We start from the raw sequence: 21167 nt of genomic DNA on the forward strand, positions 1-21167 counted from the left end.
AACAAAGGGGAAAGTCGGCCGCGGAATCGGTCCCTGACCTGGGCGCGGCGACCGCTAGCCGGCCTTGGACATGGCGAATTCCTCCTCCGGCGACAGCACCAGCCGGTGGCGGCCCACCAGGGCGAAATAGGCGATCCCGACGGCGAACCAGATGGCCACCCCCAGGACGCCGGTCCGGTAGATCGGGTCCTTCAGCTGGTAGACGATGGTGACCAGCGCGATGACGACGGTCAGGCCCGCGCCGGCCACCCCCAGCGGGCTGCGATAGGGCCGGGGCAGGTCGGGGAGCTTGCGGCGCAGCAGGATGAAGCTCAGCCCCTGCATGACGTAGGAGAACATGGCCCCGAACACCGCCATGTTGAGCAGGGCCCCCCCGATCACCGCCGCCCCCTTCTCGGCCCCCAGGCCGAACCAGACCGCCAGCATCACCGCCAGCCCCACCAGGCCGCCGATGGCGAGCGCCAGGTCGGGGGTCTTGCGGGCGCCGTGGGTCACCGACAGCGCCCGGGGAAAGTAGCCGGCCCGCGACAGGGAATAGATCTGCCGGCCATAGGCGAAGATGATGGCGTGGAAGCTGGCCACCAGGCCCGCCACCGCCACCGCCGACAGGGCCTTGGCCAGGCCCCCGCCATAGATCACCGCGAACCCGTCCAGGATCGGCTGGCCCGACTTCGACAGGCCCGCGGTGCCGGGCGGGATCGACGCGTTCAGCCACAGGACCAGGAGGGCCGAGGCGATCAGGGTGAACATGCCCGCGAGGATGCCCTTGGGCAGGTCCCGCTGCGGGGTGTGGGATTCCTCGGCCGCCAGCGGCAGCTGCTCGATGGCCAGGAACAGCCAGACGGCGAAGGGCAGCTGCGCGAGCGCCCCGCCGATCCCGGCCGGCAGGAAGGGCCCATGGCCCTCGGGAAGCACCACGCCGCCCGGCCCCACATTCATGGCGTATTTCAGGAAGTCGGCCTGCGGGAAGGCGCTGACCCAGAAGACCACGAGGCTGGCGAGCGCCAGCAGGGTCACCGCCACCGTGACCTGGAAGGACAGCGCCACCCCGGCGGCGTTGATCCCCACGAACAGCAGATAGGCGCCGATCCAGTAGACCGGCTGGAATTCCGGCGGCGTCTCGAAGATGGCCGACAGATAGGTCCCGATGAAGAAGCAGACCACCGCGGCGGTCAGCACATATTCGACGTTCTCGCACAGGCCGGTGATGAACCCGCCCCAGGGCCCCATGGCCGCCCGGGCGAAGGAATAGGCGCCGCCGGTGTGGGGCTGGGCCGCGGCCATCTCGGCGATGGAATAGGTCAGGCCCAGATACATGGCGGTGATGATGGCGGTGGCTGCCAGCATGCCGCCCCAGCCGCCGGTCCCCATCCCCAGGTTCCAGCCGGAGAACTGGCCGGAGATCACCGCCCCGACCCCCAGGGCCCACAGGGAGAAGACCCCGGCATAGCGCTTCAGGCCCCGCCGCTCGAAATAGTCGGCGCCCACGGTCTCGTAGCTGACGCCCGCTTCCTTCACCTCGGTCATGATCGCCCCCCGGTTGAGGGGGTCAGAATGCGCGCCTCCGAAACGCCTGCAACCGGAAGGTTAAGGGCGACGGCCTCGCGCCCGCCTCGGCCCGGTTTGGCGGCGCCGGGCGGTCAAGGTCGCGGCAATTGTCCGGGGGGCTCGGCGGTCAGGCTCACCAGGTCGCTCTCGTCCTTCAGCCCCACTCCGGTCAGGCCCAGGCGCCGCGCCTCGGCCACGTGCCAGGCCAGCTTGAAGGCGGCCTCCTCGTAGGAGAGGCCGGCGGGGCGGATGTTGGAGATGCAGTTGCGCTCGGCGTCGGTGCGGCCCACCGCCGGGCCGTGGGTCAGATAGACCCCCAGGCTGTCGGGCGCCGACAGGCCCGGCCGCTCCCCCACCAGCACCGCCACCATGGCCGCGCCCAGCAGCTGCCCGATCTCGTCGCCCAGGGCCACGCGGGCCTGGCGGGCCACCACCACGGGGCCGAGCCGCCAGCCGGCGCGCGCCACATAGGGGGCGAGGGCGGCGACCAGGGGCGCGGCGTGGGCGTGGACCGCGGCGCTGGACAGACCGTCGGCCACCACCAGGACCAGGTCGGCGCCCGGAGGTCCTGCCGCCGCCAGCGCCGCGCGGCTCTCCACCGACAGCCGCCGCCCCAGGTCGGGGCGCCGCAGATAGGTCGCCCGGTCGGGCGCGGCGCTGGCCACTTCGAGCGTCGGGTGGCCAAGGGCCTCCAGGCTAGCCGCCACCGCGGCGGCGTCGAAGGGGGCGTGGACGGCGTCGCGGGCCTGGGCGTGGGCCAGGGACAGGGCCAGGACCTCCCGGGTCGGCAGGGCCGGACCCGCCCGGCCGAGCGCGATCCGCGCCGGGGTCAGGGCCGCCAGGTGGGTCCAGGGATCGGGCAGGCTCACCCCGGGCTCCCGGTCAGCAGGGGATGGCCGGCCGAAGGCGGCAGCAGGACGCCGCCCGCCCCGGTGATCCTCATTTGGCTCAGCCAGGCCTCGAACTCCGGCGCCCGCTTCAGGCCCAGCAGCTCGCGCACATAGAGGGCGTCGTGGAAGGAGGTGGACTGGTAGCCCAGCATCACGTCGTCCCCGCCGGGCACCCCCATGACGAAGGTCACCCCGGCCGTGGCCAGCAGGGTCAGCAGGGTGTCCAGGTCGTCCTGGTCGGCCTCGGCGTGATTGGTGTGGCAGATGTCGCAGCCGAGCGGCAGGCCCAGCAGCTTGCCGCAGAAATGGTCCTCCAGCCCGGCCCGGATGATCTGCTTGCCGTCATAGAGGTATTCCGGGCCGATGAAGCCGACGACGGTGTTCACCAGCAGCGGCTTGAAGGCCCGGGCGACGGCGTAGGCGCGGGCCTCCAGGGTCTGCTGGTCGACCCCGTGATGGGCGCCCGCCGAGAGGGCCGAGCCCTGGCCGGTCTCGAAGTACATGACGTTGTCGCCCACCGTGCCGCGCTTCAGGGACAGCGCCGCCTCCCGGCCGGCCTTCAGCAGGGCCAGGTTCACGCCGAAGCTGGCGTTGGCGGCCTCCGTGCCGGCGATGGACTGGAACACCAGGTCCACCGGCGCGCCGCGTTCGATCAGCTCGATGGTCGAGGTGACGTGGGCCAGCACGCAGGACTGGGTGGGGATGGAGAACCGCCCGATCAGCTCGTCCAGCAGCCGCAGCAGCTCGCCGTTGGCCGCCAGGCTGTCGCTGGCCGGATTGATCCCGATCACCGCGTCGCCGCAGCCGTACATCAGGCCGTCCAGCACGCTGGCGGTGATCCCGGCCGGGTCGTCGGTGGGGTGGTTGGGCTGCAGCCGCACGGCCATGGTCCCGGGCAGGCCGATGGTGTCGCGGAAGGCGGTGGTCACCTGGCGCTTCGACGCCGCCAGGATGAGGTCCTGGTTGCGCATGATCTTGCTCACCGCCGCGGCCATCTCCGGGGTGATCCCCGGCGCCAGGGCGGCCAGCACCTCCGTGGTGGTGGTCTGCGCCAGCAGGAAATCCCGGAACTCGCCCACCGTCAGGGCGGCGATCGGGGCGAAGGCGGCGGCGTCATGGCTGTCGCAGATCAGCCGGGTGACCTCGTCGCTCTCATAGGGGATCAGGGGCTGGTCCAGCAGCGCCTTCAGCGGCAGGTCGGCCAGGGCCAGCTTGGCCGCCACGTTCTCCTGGGCGCAGGAGGCCGCCAGCCCGGCCAGCGCATCCCCCGACCGCAGGGGCGAGGCCTTGGCCAGCAGGTCCTTCAGGTCCGGAAAGGTCCATGTGGTCGCCCCGACCACCTGCCGATAACCCATGTCGCGCCCCGGGTGAGGCGGCGATCATGGCGCCTTCGCGCACAGGCCCCAACCCCGCTCATCCCGGCGAAGGCCGGGACCCAGATTCATCCGGGGCGGAAGAGTCGATCGCCACTCAATTGGGCGCGTCCTGAAATCAATGTGGGCTTCAACTGGGTCCCGGCCTTCGCCGGGATGAGCGGTGCTGGCTAGAGCGCCCTCGCCAGACGCAACGCCTCGGCGTTCTCGGCGCGGGCGCGGCGGTCGTTGATCTCCACGTCGGCGTCATAGAAGGCCGCGTCGTCGTCCTCGAAAGGCGAGGGAATGGCGTCGGGCAGCAGGTCCATTTCGTTCGGCATCGGACGCTTCTCCAAGGCTAGCGCTCGCCTGTCGCGGGAGGTCCAGAGTGCCGTTCATCTTTCATTAAGGAAAGCGTCATGATGCGCCGGGGTCGGACTCTCACGCACTGTTGACCCTGGCGACGCTGGCCGGGCCGGGACGCCGATTCAGTGATCACCGATCAGAAAGCGTATTGGCGCGGCGGCGGAACGGTATTTAGATGAATTCCAACGCCGCGTCGGGGCTGGCGAACGCATTCCTGCAACATGGAGGGCGTTTTCGCTGCCGCGAGAGTAGAGCGTCGCGGGAAGGAAATTGTTTTGCAGCGCACCAGTACCGAGGGGCCTGACTACTTTCACAAGGTCGTCGATTGTCAGTGGGCCTGTCCGGCCCATACGCCCGTCCCCGAATACATTCGCTTGATCGCCGACGGCCGCTACGCCGACGCCTACATGGTCAACTGGCGGTCCAACGTCTTCCCCGGAATCCTCGGCCGCACCTGCGACCGTCCCTGCGAGCCGGCCTGCCGCCGCGGGCGGGTGGAGGACGAACCCGTCGCCATCTGCCGGCTGAAGCGGGTGGCGGCCGACAACAAGACCGACATCACCGGCTTCCTGCCCCAGGTCCCGGCGGTCTCCAACGGCAAGACCGTGGCCCTGGTGGGCGCCGGCCCCGCGGCCCTGACGGTGGCGAGAGACCTGGCCCCCCTCGGCTACACCGTGGTGGTCTTCGACGGCGACGAGAAGGCCGGCGGCATGATCCGCCGCCAGATCCCCCGCTTCCGCCTGCCGGAGGAGGTGATCGACGAGGAGGTGGGCTACATCACCGGCCTCGGCATCGACATGCGCCTGGGCCAGAGGATCGACAGCCTCAAGGGCCTGCTGGCCGACGACTACGACGCCATCTTCGTCGGCACCGGCGCGCCGCGCGGCCGCGACCTCGACCTGCCCGGCCGCAAGGAGGCCGCCGCCAACATCCACATCGGCATCGACTGGCTCTCCAGCGTCGCCTTCGAGCATGTGGACAGGATCGGCAAGCGGGTCATCGTGCTCGGCGGCGGCAACACCGCCATGGATTGCTGCCGCACCTCGCGCCGGCTGGGGGGCGAGGACGTCAAGGTCATCGTCCGCTCCGGCTTCGAGGAGATGAAGGCCTCCCCCTGGGAGAAGGAGGACGCCCTCCACGAGGACATCCCGATCCTCAACTACCTGGTGCCCAAGGCGTTCACCCACGAGAACGGCCGCCTCACCGGCGTGCTGTTCGAGAAGGTGGTCGCCGAGTTCGACGCCAATGGCCGCCGCAAGCTGGTCCCCTCCGGCGAGCCCGACGAACACTTCGAATGCGACGACGTCCTGGTGGCGGTCGGCCAGGAGAACGCCTTCCCCTGGATCGAGCGCGACCTCGGCCTGGAGTTCGACGACTGGGGCATGCCCAAGGTCGATCCGATCACCTTCCAGTCCACCCTGCCCAGGGTCTTCTTCGGCGGCGACTCCGCCTTCGGGCCCAAGAACATCATCTGGGCCGTGGCCCACGGCCATGACGCGGCCATCTCCATCGACCGCTTCTGCCAGGGCCAGGACGTGGCCGATCGCCCACCGCCCGGAACCTCGATGGTCAGCCAGAAGATGGGCATCCACGAGTGGAGCTACGACAACGACGTCTCCAACGACCAGCGCCACCGCGTCCCCCTGCGGGAGAAGGGCGAGGCCCTGCGGAACGTCAAGCTGGAGGTGGAGCTGGGCTTTGACCTGCAGCTCGGCCTGGCCGAGGCCCAGCGCTGCCTGAACTGCGACGTCCAGACGGTGTTCTCCGACCCCATCTGCATCGAGTGCGACGCCTGCGTCGACATCTGCCCAGTGGACGCCATCACCTTCACCGCCAATGGCGACGAGGGCGACGTGCGGATGCGTCTCAACGCCCCGGCGCTCAACCTGACCCAGGACCTCTATGTCTCGGGCGAGCTGAAGACCGGCCGCATCATGGTCAAGGACGAGGACGTCTGCCTGCACTGCGGCCTCTGCGCCGAACGCTGTCCCACCGGCGCCTGGGACATGCAGCAGTTCACGCTCGAGATGACCCACGCGGGAGAACACCCATGCGCCCGCTAGAGGCCGTCAACGACTTCGTGGTCAAGTTCGCCAACGTCAACGGCTCGGGCTCGGCCAGCGCCAACGCCATGTTCGCCAAGTCCTTCCTGCGGATGGGCGTGCCGGTGGCGGCCCGCAACATCTTCCCCTCCAACATCCAGGGCCTGCCCACCTGGTACGAGGTGCGGGTCACCGAGGCCGGCCATCTGGGCCGCCGCGGCGGGGTCGACCTGATGGTGGCCATGAACCCCCAGACCTGGGACCGCGACCTGGCCGAGATCGAGCCCGGCGGCTACCTGTTCTACGACTCCACCAAGCCCCTGCCGCCGTCGAAATTCCGCCAGGACATCACCGTGGTCGGCGTGCCCCTGACGCGGATGTGCAACGAGGCCTATTCGGTCCCGCGCGAACGCCAGCTGTTCAAGAACACCATCTATGTGGGGGCGCTCGCCGCCCTGATGGACATCGAGATCGGCGTCATCGAACAGCTGCTGGCCGAGCAGTTCGCCGGCAAGGAACGGCTGATCGCGGCCAATGTCGCGGCTCTGCGCATGGGGGCCGACTATGTCGCCGCCAACCTGCCCAAGCTCGGCCTGCGGGCGCGGCGCGCCGACAAGGTGGGCGACCGCATCTATGTCGAGGGCAACATGGCCGCGGGCCTGGGCGCGGTCTATGGCGGGGCCACGGTCTGCGCCTGGTATCCCATCACGCCGTCCACCTCGCTGGCCGAGGCCTTCACCGACTTCTGCGCCGACTACCGGACCGATCCCAAGACCGGCAAGGCCCGCTACGCCATCGTCCAGGCCGAGGACGAGATCGCCTCCATCGGCATGGTGGTGGGCGCCGGCTGGAACGGCGCGCGCGCCTTCACCGCCACCTCGGGGCCGGGCATCTCCCTGATGCAGGAGTTCGTGGGCCTGTCCTACTTCGCCGAGATCCCCGCGGTGATCTTCGACGTCCAGCGGGGCGGCCCCTCCACCGGCATGCCCACCCGGACCCAGCAGTCCGACATCCTCTCGGCGGCCTACGCCAGCCACGGGGACACCAAGCACGTCCTGCTGCTGCCGCAGGATCCCGGCGAGTGCTTCGAGTTCGGGGCGCTGGCCTTCGACCTCGCCGACCGCCTGCAGACCACCATCTTCGTCATGCTCGACCTCGACATCGGCATGAACGAGTGGCTGACCGCCCCCTTCGCCTGGGACGACAGCCGGTCGCTGGATCGCGGCAAGGTCATGACCCATGACGAGCTGGAGGCCGGCCGCGACTTCGGCCGCTATCTGGACGTCGACGGCGACGGCATCCCCTTCCGCACCTATCCGGGGACCCATCCCACCAAGGGCGGCTATTTCACCCGCGGCACCTCGCGCAACCCCTATGCCCGCTACAGCGAGGAGGGCGGCGTCTATGTCGACAACGTCCAGCGCCTGCTGAGGAAGTTCGAGACCGCCAAGTCCATCGTCCCGGCCCCGATCCGCCGCGACGCGCCCAAGCCCACCAAGACCGGGGTGATCTATTTCGGCTCCACCGCCGCGGCCATGGACGAGGCCCTGCAGGTGATGGAGGCGCAGGGCCGCCACGTCGACGCCCTGCGGGTCCGCGCCTTCCCCTTCTGCGACGCGGTCTTCGACTTCATCGCCGCCCACGACCAGGTCTTCGTGGTGGAACAGAACCGCGACGCCCAGCTGCGCGCCCTGCTGATCAACGAGGGCGGGGTCGATCCGGCCAAGCTCACCGCCGTCCTGCACTATGACGGCACCCCGATCACCGCCCGCTTCATCGCCGGCGAGATCGCCGGACGCCTGACCCCCGCCGAGCCGACCCCCGAACGCCGCCAGGTCCCGGAGGCCGCCGAATGACCTACATCACCAAGCCCCAGCTGCATCACCCCAACCTGGCCCCCAACGCGCTCGGCAAGACCCGCCGCGATTATGAGGGTTCGGTCTCCACCCTCTGCGCCGGCTGCGGCCACGACTCCATCTCCGCGGCCATCATCCAGGCGGCCTATGAGCTGGACCTGCCGCCGCACCGGGTGGCCAAGCTGTCGGGGATCGGCTGCTCCTCCAAGACCCCGGACTATTTCCTGGGCGCCTCCCACGGCTTCAACACCGTGCACGGCCGCATGCCCTCGGTGCTCACCGGCGCCAACCTCGCCAACCGCGACCTGATCTATCTGGGGGTCTCCGGCGACGGGGATAGCGCCTCCATCGGCTTCGGCCAGTTCGCCCACGCCATCCGGCGCGGGGTGAACATGACCTACATCGTCGAGAACAACGGGGTCTATGGCCTGACCAAGGGCCAGTTCTCGGCCACCTCCGACAAGGGCTCGAAGTCCAAGAAGGGCGTGGTCAACCACGACAGCGCCATCGACCTGGTCAGCGTCGCCCTGCAGCTGGGCGCCACCTTCGTGGCCCGCTCCTTCTCCGGCGACAAGGCCCAGCTCGTGCCCCTGATCAAGGCCGCGCTCAGCCACCAGGGGGCGGCCTTCATCGACTGCATCAGCCCCTGCATCCAGTTCAACAACCACGCGGGCTCCACCAAGAGCTTCGACTATGTGCGCGATCACAACGAGGCGGTGAACAGCCTGGACCTCATCGTCCCGCGGGAGGCCATCCACGTGGACTACGCCCCGGGGACCACCACCCTGGTCACCCAGCACGACGGCTCGGTGATCAACCTGCACAAGCTGGCCGAGCACTACGACCCCACCGACCGCATCGCCGCCATGGCCTATCTGGCCGCCCGCCAGGCCCAGGGCGAGATCGTCACCGGCCTGCTCTATGTCGACCCCCGCGCCACCGACCTGCACGAGGGCCTGGAGACGGTGGACACCCCGCTCAACGCGCTCTCCGACGCCGAGCTGATCCCGGGGTCCAAGGTGCTGGACCGGCTGAACGCCTCGCTGCGGTAGGGGTCGCCTACCGGTCCCAGATCGACTTGAAGTCGCCGCCCCCGGTCAGCCGCTGGGCGGGGCTCTGCTTGTCGATGTGGCCGATCAGGCCGCGATAGACGCCGTACCCCACCAGCTCCTGCAGCCGGGGCGGGAAGCCGCGCACCACCTCCGGCGGAATGCCCAGCTGCTGGTTCTCCTGCTGGCGGACGAAGCCGGCGCAATAGTTCATGGCGATCCCGGTGCGGCGGGTGTCGGTGGCGTTGGCGCCGCCGCCGTGCCACAGCGCCCCGTCCCAGATCAGCACCGACCCCTTGGGCATCTCGGCGGGCACGGTCTCGTAGGTTCCGCCGTATTCGGGATTGGGCCTCAGGTGGCTGCCGGGGACCAGCCGCGTCGCGCCGTTCGCGGCGGTGAAGTCGGTGAGCGCCCACATGGAGTTGCAGACCAGGGGCGCGTGCGGCTTGGCCAGCGGGATCACCTGGTCGTCGGCGTGGATCGGCTGGGCGATCTCGCCGGGGTCGATGGCGATGGAGGAGAGCGAGGAGATCAGGCAGCCTTCGTCCAGCACGCCTTCCACGATCGGCAGGACGGCGCTGTGGACCGGGATCTGGGCGAAGACCGGGTCGTGGACCAGCAGGTTGTAGATCCGCACCGTCCGATGGCCCTCGAAGCCGTTCATGGCCGGCTTGGCCTCCAGCTCGCGCTCCAGGCGGATCAGCGCGTCGTTGAGCGCCTCGATCAGGTCCGGCGCGATGGCGTTCTCCACGATGGTGTAGCCGTCGCGCTTCACGCGGGCGATGTGGTCGGCGACCATCGGCTTGCTCCCTGTCGGTTTTGCGCGATCTTAGCGACTCATCTGGGGGAGGCGCCATGACCGTCGATGTGAGGATGCGGCCCCCGGGGCCCGAGGACAGCGAGCGCCTGCTGGCCTGGCGCAACCTGCCGGAGGTGGCGCGCTGGATGTATTCCGACCACGTCATCACCCAGGCCGAGCACGACCGCTGGTTCGCCGGCCTCGCCGCCGACCCCACCCGCACCTACTGGATCATCGAGCTGGACGGGGAGCCGGTCGGCCTGGCCAACCTCGTCGACATCTCCACGCAGAACCGCAAGGCCTCCTGGGCCTATTACCTCGCCAGCCCGTCGGTGCGCGGCAGGGGGATCGGCGCCTGGGTGGAGGTCTTCGTCCTCGACCACGTGTTCTCCACCCTGGGCCTCCACAAGCTGTGCTGCGAGGTCCTGGCCGACAACGAGGCGGTCTGGAAGATGCACGAGTCCTTCGGCTTCCAGCGCGAGGCCCTCTACCGCGACCACATCTGGAAGGGCGGCGCGCCGCACGATGTGGTGGGCCTGGGCATCCTCGCCGCCGACTGGGAACAGGCCCGACCGGTCAGCGTGGAGCGCCTGCGGGCCAGGGGGTTCGAGATCTAAGCATTCTGCCGCTCGAGCAATTCGGCCAACCGACCGAGCAGGAGGCCTTCCCGCTAGCTCTCCCCTTGCAGCCAAGGCTGATCTGATGTTCACTTTACGTTCTATCGAGGGGGCGAAGATGAAAACGGCCGATGCGGGGTTTGAATTTCCGGTTCTGGGGTTCACGCCGGATCTGGAGATATGGGCCTTTCCGGATCTGAACACCCTGACATCGTGTGGACCTAGATCGCTCAAGGACAAGATGCACATCGGCATGGAGCTCGTGGACGCCACGGGTCGCCGGTGGATCGTCCGGTCGGCGACCCGGACCGGACGGGCGGAATCATGGCTGTCCTGGGCGATCTCGAGGCTGCTTTCCACACCACAGTCCCGCGTCGAGCTTGAGCTGGAGATGCTTGAACCCCTGTCCCTCGCCGAGGTGCAGGCGCGGGTCTGCGCCGCCCTGGAAGCCTTTCCCGAGGACTACGGACAGTACGACGAGTCCGACAACGTCCTGGCCCCTTTGCTGGCCCAAGTGCGGGCCACGAAGGATATCGCCAGTCTGCCCACCTTGCTGGGGCTGGACAGCTTCATGGCCTACTAATTGGTGATCAAACGGCCGTTGAACTGTTCCAGTCCAGGGCGGCGATCTGCGCCGTGCCGAAGTCCGGGTCGTCCGCGTAGAGCGCCCCATAGACGTGGCGCACGAAGTCCAGGTCGGCGGGGTGGTCCACGGTCCAGCGCAGGTGGGCCAGGGACGGCTCGCGGGTCAGGACCTGCGTCCGGAAGCGGCCCCCGCTGTTGTAGATAAAGGGCGTCACGTGCTCGCGGTCATAGGGGCGGGTCGCCTCCTGGGCGGCCAGGCGCAGGACGCCCGCCTTCATCACCTCCACGTCCAGGCCGTGGGGGAAGGTGCGGACGGCGGTGTTGTTGGCGTAGTCGGCGCCCGTGGCCTTGTAGAGGTCGATCAGGTCGTCCAGCACCCGCCAGTCCGTGAGCGGACAATCGGCGGTCATCCGCACCAGGCTGGCGGCCTCGGGATAGGCGTCGAGCGCCAGGACGAACCGCCCCAGCACGTCCTCCAGCGGTCCACGCACCACGGTGAGGTCCAGGCTGGCGGCGTAGTCGGCCAGGGCGTCGTCGCCCGCCTGGTCGCTGGTGGCCAGGACCAGCTCGTCCAGCCGCCGCGAGCGCCGCAGCCGCTCCACCTGCCGCCCCAGCATGGGGACGCCCGCCACATCGGCCAGCACCTTGCCGGGCAGCCGTGTGGAGCTCATCCGCGCCTGGATTATCCCGAGGATCATCGGCGCATCTTACCCATGGCGCGCGCGTCGCGGTAGGCTGACGCCCATGAACCTCTACGACCGCCTCATCGCCGCCTCCGACCGCCCCTGCTTCCTGCTCCCGGACGGCGGCCAGATCACCTACGCCCAGCTCGCCGACGGCGCGGGCCGCATGGCCGCCCGGCTGATCTCGCAGGGCGTGGTCCCCGGCGACCGGGTGGCGGCCCAGACGGAGAAGTCGCCGGAGGCGGTGATGCTCTACCTGGCGACGCTGAAGGCCGGCGCCGTCTACCTGCCGCTCAACACCGCCTATACCGCCAGCGAGGTGGACTATTTCCTCACCGACGCCGAGCCGCGCCTCTTCGTCCAGGACGCCGCCGCCTTCGCCGCCCAGGCCGCCGCCCACGACCCCCTGGCCCAGAGCGTGCCGCGCGACGACGCCGACCTGGCCTCCATCATCTACACCAGCGGCACCACCGGTCGCTCCAAGGGCGCCATGCTGACCCACGGGGCGCTGCACGCCAACGCCAGCGCCCTGCATCAGGCCTGGGGCTTCACCGGCGACGACGTCCTGCTGCACGCCCTGCCGATCTTCCACGTGCATGGCCTGTTCGTGGCCCTGCACTGCGCCTTCCTGTCGTCCGCCCCCATGGTCTGGCTGCCGAAGTTCGAGGACGCTTCCGTCCTGGCGGGCCTGGCGCGGTCCACGGTGATGATGGGGGTGCCCACCTTCTATGTCCGGCTGCTGGCCAACCCCGGCTTCACCCGCGAGGCGGCCGCTCCCCTGCGCCTGTTCATCTCCGGCTCGGCCCCCCTGCTGGAGAGCACCTTCGCCGAGTTCGAGGCCCGCACCGGCCAGCGGATCCTGGAGCGCTACGGCATGAGCGAGGCGGTGATCATCACCTCCAATCCCCTGCACGGCGAGCGCATCGCCGGCAGCGTCGGCTACCCCCTGCCGGGCGTGGAGCTTCGCATCGAGGGCGGCGCCGAGGTGGGCGTCATCGAGATCAAGGGCCCCAGCGTCTTCTCCGGCTACTGGCGCATGCCCGACAAGACCGCCGAGGACTTCACCCCCGACGGCTTCTTCAAGACCGGCGACGTCGGCCGCCGGGACGCCGACGGCCGGGTCTGGATCTCCGGCCGGGCCAAGGACCTCATCATCTCCGGCGGCTACAACGTCTATCCCAAGGAGATCGAGCTGATCCTCGACGAACTCCCCGGCGTCACCGAGAGCGCCGTCATCGGCCTGCCCCACCCCGACTTCGGCGAGGCCGTCGCCGCCGTGGTGATCGGCGCCGGCGACGAGGCGGCGATGATCGCGGCCGCGCGGGAAAAGCTCGCCGCCTTCAAGGCCCCCAAGCGCATCTTCTTCGTCGAGGACCTGCCCCGCAACGCCATGGGCAAGGTCCAGAAGAACCTCCTGCGCCAGACCTATGGGGACACGTTCACCGCCTGAGCTTCCCTCAACGTCATCCCGGGCGACCCGCAGGGGAGACCCGGGACCCAGGTGACGGGGCTGGGCTCCTGGATCCCGGCTCTCCGCTTCGCTGCGGCCGGGATGACGCGCAGGGGGTTAGTCCCGCACCAACCGCCGCGGCGCCGCCAGCCGCCAGCTCGTGGCCAGCCGCGCGGCCACATGGTCCCAGTCGGGCTGCGCCAAACTCATCCCCACCCAGCCCGAGGGCCAGAGATAGGCCGGCTTGCTGAACAGCTCCGGGTCGGCCTCGATCAGCATCTCCTGTTCGTCGCGGCCGGTGGTCTTCACGCAGACCACGGTCATCCCGTCCCCGTGATGGTCGTGGCGGAAATAGGCGAACATCTTGCCGGCCACCCGGAAGGCCGGAATGCCGTGCGACACCACCTCGTCGGTCTGCGCCATCCCCAGGCACAGCCCCCGCAGCCGGGCCAGCACGCCGTCGGGATCAGGGCTGAGCATGGTGCGCCACGATATGCCGCTCCACCCGCCGGTCGGGGACCAGCCACATCAGGGCCACGGCCAGGTAGGCCATCGCCGCCCCGGGCGCCCAGACGAAGGCCATCCCGATCCCGGCCAGATAGATCACCGGCGAGATCTTGGACTTCAGGTCCCGCCCCAGGGCCTCGCGCAGCACCGAGTGCGCCCCCTGCTTGCGGAAGATCACCCCCTGCATCACCCACCAGGCCACCGCCGCCATCAGCAGCGACACCCCATAAAGGGCCGTGGGCGCCGGGGCGAAATGGTTCTCCCCCATCCAGGCGGTGGTGAACGGCACCATGGACAGCCAGAACAGCAGGTGCAGGTTGGCCCACAGGATCGCCCCGTCCACCTGCCGCACCAGCTGGAAGAAGTGGTGGTGGTTGTTCCAGTAGATGCCGACATAGACGAAGCTCAGCACATAGCTGAGGAACACCGGCGTCAGCCCCGCCAGGTCGGCGAAGGTCGCCCCATGCGGCGGCCGCAGCTCCAGCACCATGATGGTGATGATGATCGCCAGCACCCCGTCGGTGAAGGCCGTCAGCCGCTCGCGTTCCATGAAGCCTCTCAACCCACGCCCGTCATCCTCGGGCTCGTCCCGAGGACCCCTCGCCCCGCCGCACCGCGCCAACTCCCGCGCGCACCGCCCCGAAACCGTCATCCTCGGGCCTGTCCCGAGGATCCATGATCACCGACTCGGATCAGATCGCACAGCCTCCGCCGACCGGGCCTCAGTCGAGATACCGCTCGCTCACCGCCCCATCCAGATGCCGCACCCGCGCCGCGGCCAGGACCTCCAGGTCGAACAGCCGCGCATTGACCCCCATCCGGTTCCGCCCCGGATCCACCGCGCTCCAGTGGGTGACGCAGCCGCAGGCCGCGCAGCGGTGGAACCCGATCGACCGGTCATCCCACATATAGACGTCGGTCGCCCCGCCCTCGATCCGCACCTGGGCCGGCTCATAATAGGCCCACAGCACCCCATAGCGCCGGCAGATGGAGCAGTTGCACGCGGTCACCTCCACCGGCGCGGGATCGCAGGTGAGGCGGACGGCGGCGCAGTGGCAGGTGGCGAGGGTGGGCATGGGGGAGTGGCCGGCAAACAAATCGAACATGGGCTGGGCAGAGCGATGGGGGCGCGGGTAGGCGTAGACCTAACCTCGACCCTAGGCGGCGTCTTTAAGGAGTCCTAGGTTCTGTATTTCATCCAGAATTACTTGGCTCAATCGAAGCGGACCGACGTCCAATTCACGAAGCCAAGTTCTGGCCTCCGCTACGCCGAGTTCAGAATTGGGAAAATGAGGTTCAAGCGCAGCAGCAGCGATGCGTGAAAGGCCCAACTCCATGAACGACCAACCCGAGCGCGTGGATACTCCCAGTTCGAGTGCCAGAGGAAAGTCAAAAATCTCTTTGACGCGCTCGTCACGCCCGCACTCACGGAGCGCGTGGCCTAGTACATCGACATAGGCCTTTCCGAGTTGAACATATTGGAACCGGATAACGTCTTCGATCAAATCGAATTCATTCCGAATGACATCATTGACATCGACCGGCCGTGGAGGGCGCTTCCGTGTCAGAGGGTTTCGCGCGAGTTCCTCTTCGTATTCCTTGAGCTTCTTTTTGTAGCCACGCTCCGCCCTCTTGATCGCATCCGCTAAGAGCGCCGGGTATGGCTTCCCTTGCATCCATTTGACGGCAACGCCCGCCACAAGGCTTGGAAATTTTGTCGCTGAAAGGTTCACTAGGCGCTGTACCCTCATGAAGATGGATTCATACGCCTCCCTCGCCGTCATGTAGTCGTGCGGATTACGTGGAATTAGGATGTCGATCTCATCTGCAATGATCTTGGCCACTAGCTCGTTGAAAAGCCGCTTCAACCCAAATGGGTCGATCGTCCAGTTTGTCGCGAGTAGCGATGCTGGCAGCGCAATCTCGTCGCTTGCTTGTTGAGCTGCAGTTACGAGAGCCAAACGGGTCTGATCGTCAATTGAGGCGAGCGATCTATCTGCGAACGCGGCTACATCTCCGCGCGCAGCGCGGGAGATGAGCAAACCAGCAGCCGCTCGCACCTTGCTGACTTCGTCGTCCCCAGGAAGCTGCCTTGGCAGTTCTCCAGAAAGAGCCTTGAGGATGTCAGCAGCGCGTTCGGTCGCAACTTTAGAAAAAGCGGGCTCAATTAAGAATCCGACGAACGAATTCATCGGCTGTTCGGGCCAGTCTTCGTAGTCGACAAGAAATACGTTGCCAACGACGTCGGCCTTCATGCGGCCAGCGCGTCCTGCAAAGTTCCATAGTGCCGCTGGCTCCAACCTAGACCTTGTTCCGCGCGTCGGCGTATCAATGAACACATTGCGCGCGGGCAGATTTACACCCTGGAACAGTGTCGTCGTGCAAACGAGATAACTAAGCGCCCCCGACTTAAACGCGCCTTCGATCGCCTCCCTCAGAAGGGTGGGCATCTTGCCATAGTGGAACGCTACGCCTCGACGCACTAGGGCGCCCAACGAGTAGCGCGGATGGATATGCTTCTCGATGAACTCGGCGAGGTCGAGCAACTGCTTGTCGCCTTGGTCATGGGAGTCTTGAAACAGCTGCAGAGCTACCGTTTCTGCGTCCTTCGGGCCTGTAGCATAGACGAGAGAGCCGCCGATCCTGCCGAGCTCGAGAGCGACAGCCGCCAATCGGCTAGCGGGAAGGTCGAAACCGCGCTGGCTCTGCAATGTCCCCAATGGAACCGAACCAAGGGCCGTGAGAAGGCGCAGCTTCAAACTTCGCGGCTCGGCAGCCTTGCTGACAAGTATTCGGTTCTGGATCACAGACGGCAAGAGCGACACAGAAGGTTGGAGGTTTTTCAAACCCACGGCTTTTGCGATGTCCTCAAAGCCTTCGGCTCCCGGCGCAAGGAAGATGACCCGGGTTGTGGCCCTGCGGGTCACGGCCTGTTCGAGACATTCCTGTAGAATCATCCCTCGAGCGCCGTCGGACAGGTTCTGTGCCTCGTCGACGACAATGAGGTCAAACTCGATATTCGAAACTGCAAGCAGAACCTGAAGGCGTTCCTGAGTGAGGATGAATATTTGTTGGTCCGGATCGGAAGGATCTATGGTGGGGACCGTCGTCACGCGGATATGCTCAGAAGATACTAAGCGGCGCTGAATTGCGCCATAGACTTCCGAAAGCAACGCGCGTGTGGGAGCCACGTAGACGGCGCAAAACGCCTTCGGCTCTTCGGCCGTCCGACACAGATGCTCTATAACCAAGAAGGACTTGCCGGCGGACGTTGGGGCGGAGACCGCCAAGACATCAGCTGAACCCAGTAAGTCCCAAGCTTTTCTCTGGAAGTCCGTTAACGCGATCCGCTCCGAGCCGATATCGATCCCATTCAACTCCCGCGAAATAGCGGCCCTCATTGTTTGTCTGAAATTATCCGCGCTTTGGAAGCGCGTTTCGGCGTAAGTCAGGGCGGGGAAGTTGCCCAGATCAGTGAGAAGTCGAAGGCTAGCATCAACAGGAACGTCATCGCGCTTTGCTAGGAGAGCGCCGAGAGCGACTGCCTGTGCGAGCGCGCGCAAGGGCTCGTCGTCTGTCTGTGCAAAGACGCTGGCGCAATAGAGAAGGCCCAGCACCTCTCGACGCGTGAGGGCATCATCAACTTGTGCGAGCTCCCCCGAAAGCGTAGCCCTTGCGGCCTCCGCTTGAAGTCGATCGAAGTTCGTTCGGAAGATTTCGCTGCCCGTCATACGCATTGAGAGGTCGAAGGCGAAGCTCATTTTTCGCCTCCGACTGTAAGAGTATCGCTGGTTTCTTCAGGCTCGTTGTCGTCGTCCGACAATGGGATTTCATCGCCGACTGGATCCACCCCCATTGCTCGATAGAACTCTTCCCGCAGTACATTTACATCCGGTACTGCAACGAAGAACACGAGGCTTTTTGCGCTAGAGGCCCCGCTTGCCTTGATGTGTTTGCCGGCCAGTTGTCGCAGCCGTGCATGGTCGCCCTTGAGCTGCATTGCGAAGTGAGCTTCGTGAGCGGTGACGGGCCCATCTGTTATTGGCAGCGTATTCTTGAAATGTTTCTGTTCGGAATAGCATACGACCCCCACAAAGCGCTCCCGACGTGGCAGCGAGGGCTTTCCGATGATGTCAAAGAAGTCCAGTGCTGCTTCCCTCGCCGCGCCTTCAAGGGAGTCGAGGTGTCCTAGGTCGGAAACGAGCTCGTACTCTCTGAGGTACTGCTTTCGGTTGCTCAGGAAACCCGCAGCCGAGGCAGCGTAATCCTTAGCTCCTGCGTTTGCCCCACCCGCGAGCTTCGATTCCAAAAAGTAAATTGTGAGCGCTTCATTCTCGAATACAGCGTGAATTCCGTCGAGCCCATGCACCGGCATGTTATTGCTGGTCTTCAAAGCCATCTTCGCGGCCACCTGAGCTGCTGACAAATGGTGCTGTGTTATGCAATAAGCAAGCACTTCACCAAGCTCGCTAGCGCGGGATGGATACGCTTTGTTGAATGTTATAAACGCGTCCCGAACGGCTTGGTGAACGCGTGCAGTGACAGTGAAGTCCTCCTGGATCGCAGCGGCCATCTCCAGGCGACGTTTTCGTGGAAGGGCATAGTACATGCACTGCCGCCACAAAAATTCTCCCAGTGCAGCGACTTGAGGCTCGTCTTCCTTGAAGCGGACATGAAGCAGTCCGGTCCGCGGCCCTTCGCCTTCGCAAGGGGCGTCATGAGGGACCACGCAAGCGAGTAGCTGGTCTACCTTGGAAGGATTGAGCAGGCTTCCTATCGCCTCCTCAATTTCGGTGTCGATCTCGTCTTCCACAAGCACCCCGCCGACGAACCAAAGCACAGTCTAGCGCAATGCGAGTGTTTGGCGAGTCGACCACCGGAAGGCATTCAAACCGCGCTGAATGCCTCGTCTGACGGTTACCCTCCAGATATCTCGTGGTGGTCGGGCAAACTCTGGGCAGCAACTAGTTCAACCTAACATGTCGGGCAGACTTTGCGGGGCCCGTCGTTCTCCGACCCAATTGGTTGCCATCGCTCCCCCCCCACATTGACCCCACCCCCGCCTTCGCCCTAAACCCACCGTTGCGACAGGTTCCCCGTGAGGGGATGAAAAGGGAACTCGGGTGGAAAACCCGGGCTGCCCCCGCAACTGTAAGCGGCGAGCCCGCGCGCCATCAGCCACTGGGCCCCTCGGGGTCTGGGAAGGCGGCGCGCAATGGGTGCTGACCCGTGAGCCAGGAGACCTGCCTGACGCAGTCGTCCTTCGACCGGCCGGGGTGCGCCGAGCGAACGGGGTCTTCCCGAGAGGCGACGTTTGTTGGGCCGCGGCCCGGCGATCGTGCGCCTCGACGCCCCGCGTCCTGACGTCCGCGCGCCGGTCACGGCCCGCCGTCAGTGAAAGGGGCAAGACCCATGAAGACCCATCTCTACTCGACCTGCGCGGCCCTGGCCGTGCTCTGCGCCACGCCTGCCTTCGCGGAGGTTCCGGCGTCGGTGACCCCTGTGTCCGTGACACCTACCCCGGACGCCGGGGGCGCCGAGGCGGCCAATCCGGTGAGCGAGCTGATCGTGACGGCGGCCCGTGGGCCGCAGGACCCGGCCAAGGTCGGCGCCTCGGTCACGGTGCTGAACCAGGCGGCCATCGAGGCCCGCCAGCAGGTGCTGGTCTCCGACCTGATCAGCCGCACCCCCGGGGTGGCCTATTCCCGCAACGGCGGGCCGGGCGGCATCACCACGATCCGCATCCGCGGGGCGGAGGGCGACCAGACCGTGGCGGTGGTGGACGGGGTGAAGATCAACGACCCCTCGGCCCCGGGCGGCGGCTACAACTTCGCCAACCTGCTCACCGGCGACGTGGCCCGCATCGAGGTGCTGCGCGGCGCCCAGTCGACCCTGTGGGGCAGCCAGGCCATCGGCGGGGTGGTCAATATCGTCACCGCCGAGCCGACGCGCGCCCTGGAGGCCGGGCTGCAGGCCGAGGCCGGGACGCTGGGCGAGAGCTATCTGCGCGGGACGGCGGGCGGCAAGGGCGAGCATCTGGTCTGGCGGCTGGCGGCCAGCCGGCACGAGACCGACGGCGCCTCGGCCTACCGCCTGGGGACCGAGCGGGACGGCTATCGCCAGGAGGCGCTGAGCGGGCGGGCCCGGGTGATCCTCACCGAGGCCCTGTCGCTGGACCTGCGCGGGGTGTGGAGCCGCAACCGCAACGATTTCGACGGCTTCCCGGCCCCGGCCTACGCCTTCGCCGACACCGCCCAGTACGCGGAGATCGAGGAGACGGTCGGCTATGGCGGCCTGAACCTGGACCTCGGGCGGCTGAAGAACCGGCTGGCGGTGGGCTATACCCGCTCGGCCAGCCAGAACTTCGACCCGGCCCAGGCGGTGACGCCGCTGACCTTCGACTCCACCGGGACCAACCGGCGCTATGAGTACCAGGGGGCGTTCGCCCTCTCGCGCGCCTGGACCGCCACCTTCGGGGCCGAGGCCGAGCGGGCGTCGATGCGCACCCGCTCGCCCAGCGCGTTCTCCCCCAACCCGCCCACGGCCCGGGCCAAGGCGGGGATCGACAGCCTCTACGGCCAGGTCGCGGGGGACCTCAACGATCACTTGTCGGTCACGGTCGGCCTGAGGCGCGACCGCCACGACACCTTCGGCGACCACACCACCGGCCAGGTCTCGGCCGCCTGGTCGCTGAACGAGGGGGGGACCATCCTGCGCGCCAGCTTCGGCCAGGGGTTCAAGGCGCCGACCCTCTACCAGCTCTACTCCCAGTACGGGAACCTGGGGCTCCAGCCGGAGAGCGCCGACAGCTACGATTTCGGTGTGGCGCAACGGGTTGGCGTGGCCACGCTGTCGGTCACCGGCTTCGCGCGGCAGACGGAGAACCAGATCGATTTCGTCTCCTGCACCTTCGGGTCGGGGGCGGCGGCGTGCAATCCGGGCGGGGTGTTCCGCTTCGGCTATTACGACAATATCGCCCGGGCCAAGGCCCACGGGGTGGAGCTGGCGGGCGTGGCCACCGTCGGCCCGCTCACCGTGGACGCCAACTACACCTGGACCCACACCGAGAACGACGCCGCCGGAAACCCCAATCGCGGCAAGGCCTTAGCCCGCCGCCCCGAACACCAGGCCAACCTCGCGGCCACCTACCGATGGGGGTCTGGTCTCTCCGCGAGCGCCGACATTCGCTATGTGGGGGCCAGCTTCGACAATGCGGCGGGCAGCTACGTCCTGCAGAGCTACACCCTGCTGGACCTGCGGGCCTCCTATCCGGTGAGCGACGCCGTCGAGGTCTATGGCCGGGTGGAGAACGTCTTCGACGACGACTACGAGACGGTGCGCAACTATGGCGCGCTCGGCCGCACCGCCGCCCTCGGCGTGCGCGCCAGGTTCTGATGGGATAAGGGTTCGCGGCGGGGGCAGG

18 protein-coding genes, 1 pseudogene and 1 riboswitch are annotated in these 21167 nt (G+C 67.2%); of the genes and pseudogenes, 7 read left to right on the forward strand and 12 right to left on the reverse strand.

Going from position 1 to position 21167, the window contains the following annotated elements; all coding sequences use genetic code 11:
• Window positions 1–54 precede the first annotated feature (54 nt).
• The 4 genes from AC1RN5_RS12565 to AC1RN5_RS12580 all read right to left on the reverse strand — a co-directional run bounded on the left by AC1RN5_RS12565 (window position 55) and on the right by AC1RN5_RS12580 (window position 4131).
• Window positions 55–1527 (reverse strand): amino acid permease, encoded by a 1473-nt coding sequence (locus tag AC1RN5_RS12565; protein WP_493041506.1) that lies wholly within the window; start codon window positions 1525–1527, stop codon window positions 55–57.
• A 113-nt stretch (window positions 1528–1640) separates the two neighbouring features.
• Window positions 1641–2417, reverse strand: a complete 777-nt coding sequence (gene eutC, locus AC1RN5_RS12570; protein ID WP_493041507.1) for an ethanolamine ammonia-lyase subunit EutC — start codon at window positions 2415–2417, stop codon at window positions 1641–1643.
• On the reverse strand, window positions 2414–3793 hold the full coding sequence (locus AC1RN5_RS12575) for an ethanolamine ammonia-lyase subunit EutB (RefSeq protein ID WP_493041508.1): 1380 nt from the start codon (window positions 3791–3793) through the stop codon (window positions 2414–2416). Before AC1RN5_RS12575 ends, eutC begins: the two co-directional genes overlap by 4 nt.
• Window positions 3794–3981: 188 nt before the next feature.
• On the reverse strand, window positions 3982–4131 hold the full coding sequence (locus AC1RN5_RS12580) for a hypothetical protein (protein WP_304699850.1): 150 nt from the start codon (window positions 4129–4131) through the stop codon (window positions 3982–3984).
• Window positions 4132–4377: 246 nt separating this feature from the next.
• Here AC1RN5_RS12580 and AC1RN5_RS12585 point away from each other — a divergent pair, with 246 nt between their 5' ends.
• From AC1RN5_RS12585 to AC1RN5_RS12595, 3 genes are read left to right on the forward strand one after another with little or no spacing between them, the layout of a single operon-like run.
• Window positions 4378–6219, forward strand: a complete 1842-nt coding sequence (locus AC1RN5_RS12585) for an FAD-dependent oxidoreductase (RefSeq protein ID WP_493041509.1) — start codon at window positions 4378–4380, stop codon at window positions 6217–6219.
• Window positions 6207–8054, forward strand: a complete 1848-nt coding sequence (locus AC1RN5_RS12590) for a 2-oxoacid:acceptor oxidoreductase subunit alpha (RefSeq protein WP_493041510.1) — start codon at window positions 6207–6209, stop codon at window positions 8052–8054. Before AC1RN5_RS12585 ends, AC1RN5_RS12590 begins: the two co-directional genes overlap by 13 nt.
• Complete coding sequence (locus AC1RN5_RS12595; protein ID WP_493041511.1) at window positions 8051–9106, forward strand: 2-oxoacid:ferredoxin oxidoreductase subunit beta; 1056 nt, start codon at window positions 8051–8053, stop codon at window positions 9104–9106. Before AC1RN5_RS12590 ends, AC1RN5_RS12595 begins: the two co-directional genes overlap by 4 nt.
• 7 nt (window positions 9107–9113) lie before the next feature.
• Here AC1RN5_RS12595 and AC1RN5_RS12600 read toward each other — a convergent pair whose 3' ends face one another.
• A complete protein-coding gene (locus tag AC1RN5_RS12600; RefSeq protein ID WP_493041512.1) occupies window positions 9114–9902 on the reverse strand; it encodes a phytanoyl-CoA dioxygenase family protein in 789 nt (262 codons plus the stop codon).
• Window positions 9903–9958: 56 nt separating this feature from the next.
• On the opposite strand from AC1RN5_RS12600, the gene pseH reads away from it, so the two are divergent.
• Window positions 9959–10519, forward strand: coding sequence for a UDP-4-amino-4,6-dideoxy-N-acetyl-beta-L-altrosamine N-acetyltransferase (gene pseH / locus AC1RN5_RS12605; RefSeq protein WP_493041513.1), 561 nt, complete (start codon window positions 9959–9961; stop codon window positions 10517–10519).
• A 118-nt stretch (window positions 10520–10637) separates the two neighbouring features.
• Window positions 10638–11102 (forward strand): hypothetical protein, encoded by a 465-nt coding sequence (locus tag AC1RN5_RS12610; RefSeq protein ID WP_493041514.1) that lies wholly within the window; start codon window positions 10638–10640, stop codon window positions 11100–11102.
• 7 nt (window positions 11103–11109) lie between these two features.
• Here the strand turns inward: AC1RN5_RS12610 and AC1RN5_RS12615 are convergent, their stop codons facing one another.
• Window positions 11110–11802 carry a cytidylyltransferase domain-containing protein gene (locus tag AC1RN5_RS12615; protein ID WP_493041515.1) on the reverse strand — a complete coding sequence of 231 codons (693 nt, stop codon included), beginning with the start codon at window positions 11800–11802 and terminating at the stop codon, window positions 11110–11112.
• 46 nt (window positions 11803–11848) lie between these two features.
• Between AC1RN5_RS12615 and AC1RN5_RS12620 the strand changes: the two genes are divergently transcribed.
• Window positions 11849–13237, forward strand: coding sequence for an AMP-binding protein (locus AC1RN5_RS12620; protein ID WP_493041516.1), 1389 nt, complete (start codon window positions 11849–11851; stop codon window positions 13235–13237).
• 12 nt (window positions 13238–13249) lie between these two features.
• On the opposite strand, the pseudogene AC1RN5_RS12625 reads toward AC1RN5_RS12620, so the two are convergent.
• The 6 genes and pseudogenes from AC1RN5_RS12625 to AC1RN5_RS12650 all read right to left on the reverse strand — a co-directional run.
• Window positions 13250–13348: pseudogene (locus tag AC1RN5_RS12625) on the reverse strand (hypothetical protein); the annotation flags it as partial.
• A 6-nt stretch (window positions 13349–13354) separates the two neighbouring features.
• Entirely contained in the window at window positions 13355–13717 is a 363-nt protein-coding gene (locus AC1RN5_RS12630) for an MmcQ/YjbR family DNA-binding protein (protein WP_493041517.1), read from the reverse strand.
• Window positions 13704–14294, reverse strand: a complete 591-nt coding sequence (locus AC1RN5_RS12635) for a TMEM175 family protein (protein WP_493041518.1) — start codon at window positions 14292–14294, stop codon at window positions 13704–13706. Before AC1RN5_RS12635 ends, AC1RN5_RS12630 begins: the two co-directional genes overlap by 14 nt.
• A 172-nt stretch (window positions 14295–14466) precedes the next feature.
• Entirely contained in the window at window positions 14467–14850 is a 384-nt protein-coding gene (locus tag AC1RN5_RS12640; RefSeq protein ID WP_493041519.1) for a GFA family protein, read from the reverse strand.
• A gap of 51 nt (window positions 14851–14901) precedes the next feature.
• The gene (locus AC1RN5_RS12645; protein WP_493041520.1) at window positions 14902–17505 is read right to left on the reverse strand and encodes a DEAD/DEAH box helicase; all 2604 of its coding nucleotides are present in this window, start codon (window positions 17503–17505) and stop codon (window positions 14902–14904) included.
• Complete coding sequence (locus AC1RN5_RS12650; RefSeq protein ID WP_493041521.1) at window positions 17502–18557, reverse strand: HamA C-terminal domain-containing protein; 1056 nt, start codon at window positions 18555–18557, stop codon at window positions 17502–17504. The genes AC1RN5_RS12645 and AC1RN5_RS12650 overlap by 4 nt, the downstream gene beginning before the upstream one ends.
• Before the next feature lie 259 nt (window positions 18558–18816).
• A riboswitch (cobalamin riboswitch) is annotated at window positions 18817–19009 on the forward strand.
• A 147-nt stretch (window positions 19010–19156) separates the two neighbouring features.
• Between AC1RN5_RS12650 and AC1RN5_RS12655 the strand changes: the two genes are divergently transcribed.
• A complete protein-coding gene (locus AC1RN5_RS12655; RefSeq protein ID WP_493041522.1) occupies window positions 19157–21139 on the forward strand; it encodes a TonB-dependent receptor plug domain-containing protein in 1983 nt (660 codons plus the stop codon).
• Window positions 21140–21167 lie beyond the last annotated feature (28 nt).

It is taken from the genome of Phenylobacterium sp. GW821-FHT12F10 (genome assembly GCF_058806695.1).

Excerpts from the sequence above, each read along its gene's own strand:
- AC1RN5_RS12565 (WP_493041506.1), bottom strand. The coding sequence starts at position 1,527 with ATGACCGAGGTGAAGGAAGCGGGCGTCAGCTACGAGACCGTGGGCGCC.
- AC1RN5_RS12575 (WP_493041508.1), bottom strand. The coding sequence starts at position 3,793 with ATGGGTTATCGGCAGGTGGTCGGGGCGACCACATGGACCTTTCCGGAC.
- AC1RN5_RS12580 (WP_304699850.1), bottom strand. The coding sequence starts at position 4,131 with ATGCCGAACGAAATGGACCTGCTGCCCGACGCCATTCCCTCGCCTTTC.
- AC1RN5_RS12585 (WP_493041509.1), top strand. The coding sequence starts at position 4,378 with ATGGAGGGCGTTTTCGCTGCCGCGAGAGTAGAGCGTCGCGGGAAGGAA.
- AC1RN5_RS12590 (WP_493041510.1), top strand. The coding sequence starts at position 6,207 with ATGCGCCCGCTAGAGGCCGTCAACGACTTCGTGGTCAAGTTCGCCAAC.
- AC1RN5_RS12595 (WP_493041511.1), top strand. The coding sequence starts at position 8,051 with ATGACCTACATCACCAAGCCCCAGCTGCATCACCCCAACCTGGCCCCC.
- AC1RN5_RS12600 (WP_493041512.1), bottom strand. The coding sequence starts at position 9,902 with ATGGTCGCCGACCACATCGCCCGCGTGAAGCGCGACGGCTACACCATC.
- pseH (WP_493041513.1), top strand. The coding sequence starts at position 9,959 with ATGACCGTCGATGTGAGGATGCGGCCCCCGGGGCCCGAGGACAGCGAG.
- AC1RN5_RS12610 (WP_493041514.1), top strand. The coding sequence starts at position 10,638 with ATGAAAACGGCCGATGCGGGGTTTGAATTTCCGGTTCTGGGGTTCACG.
- AC1RN5_RS12615 (WP_493041515.1), bottom strand. The coding sequence starts at position 11,802 with ATGATCCTCGGGATAATCCAGGCGCGGATGAGCTCCACACGGCTGCCC.
- AC1RN5_RS12620 (WP_493041516.1), top strand. The coding sequence starts at position 11,849 with ATGAACCTCTACGACCGCCTCATCGCCGCCTCCGACCGCCCCTGCTTC.
- AC1RN5_RS12630 (WP_493041517.1), bottom strand. The coding sequence starts at position 13,717 with ATGCTCAGCCCTGATCCCGACGGCGTGCTGGCCCGGCTGCGGGGGCTG.
- AC1RN5_RS12635 (WP_493041518.1), bottom strand. The coding sequence starts at position 14,294 with ATGGAACGCGAGCGGCTGACGGCCTTCACCGACGGGGTGCTGGCGATC.
- AC1RN5_RS12640 (WP_493041519.1), bottom strand. The coding sequence starts at position 14,850 with ATGTTCGATTTGTTTGCCGGCCACTCCCCCATGCCCACCCTCGCCACC.
- AC1RN5_RS12645 (WP_493041520.1), bottom strand. The coding sequence starts at position 17,505 with ATGAGCTTCGCCTTCGACCTCTCAATGCGTATGACGGGCAGCGAAATC.
- AC1RN5_RS12655 (WP_493041522.1), top strand. The coding sequence starts at position 19,157 with ATGAAGACCCATCTCTACTCGACCTGCGCGGCCCTGGCCGTGCTCTGC.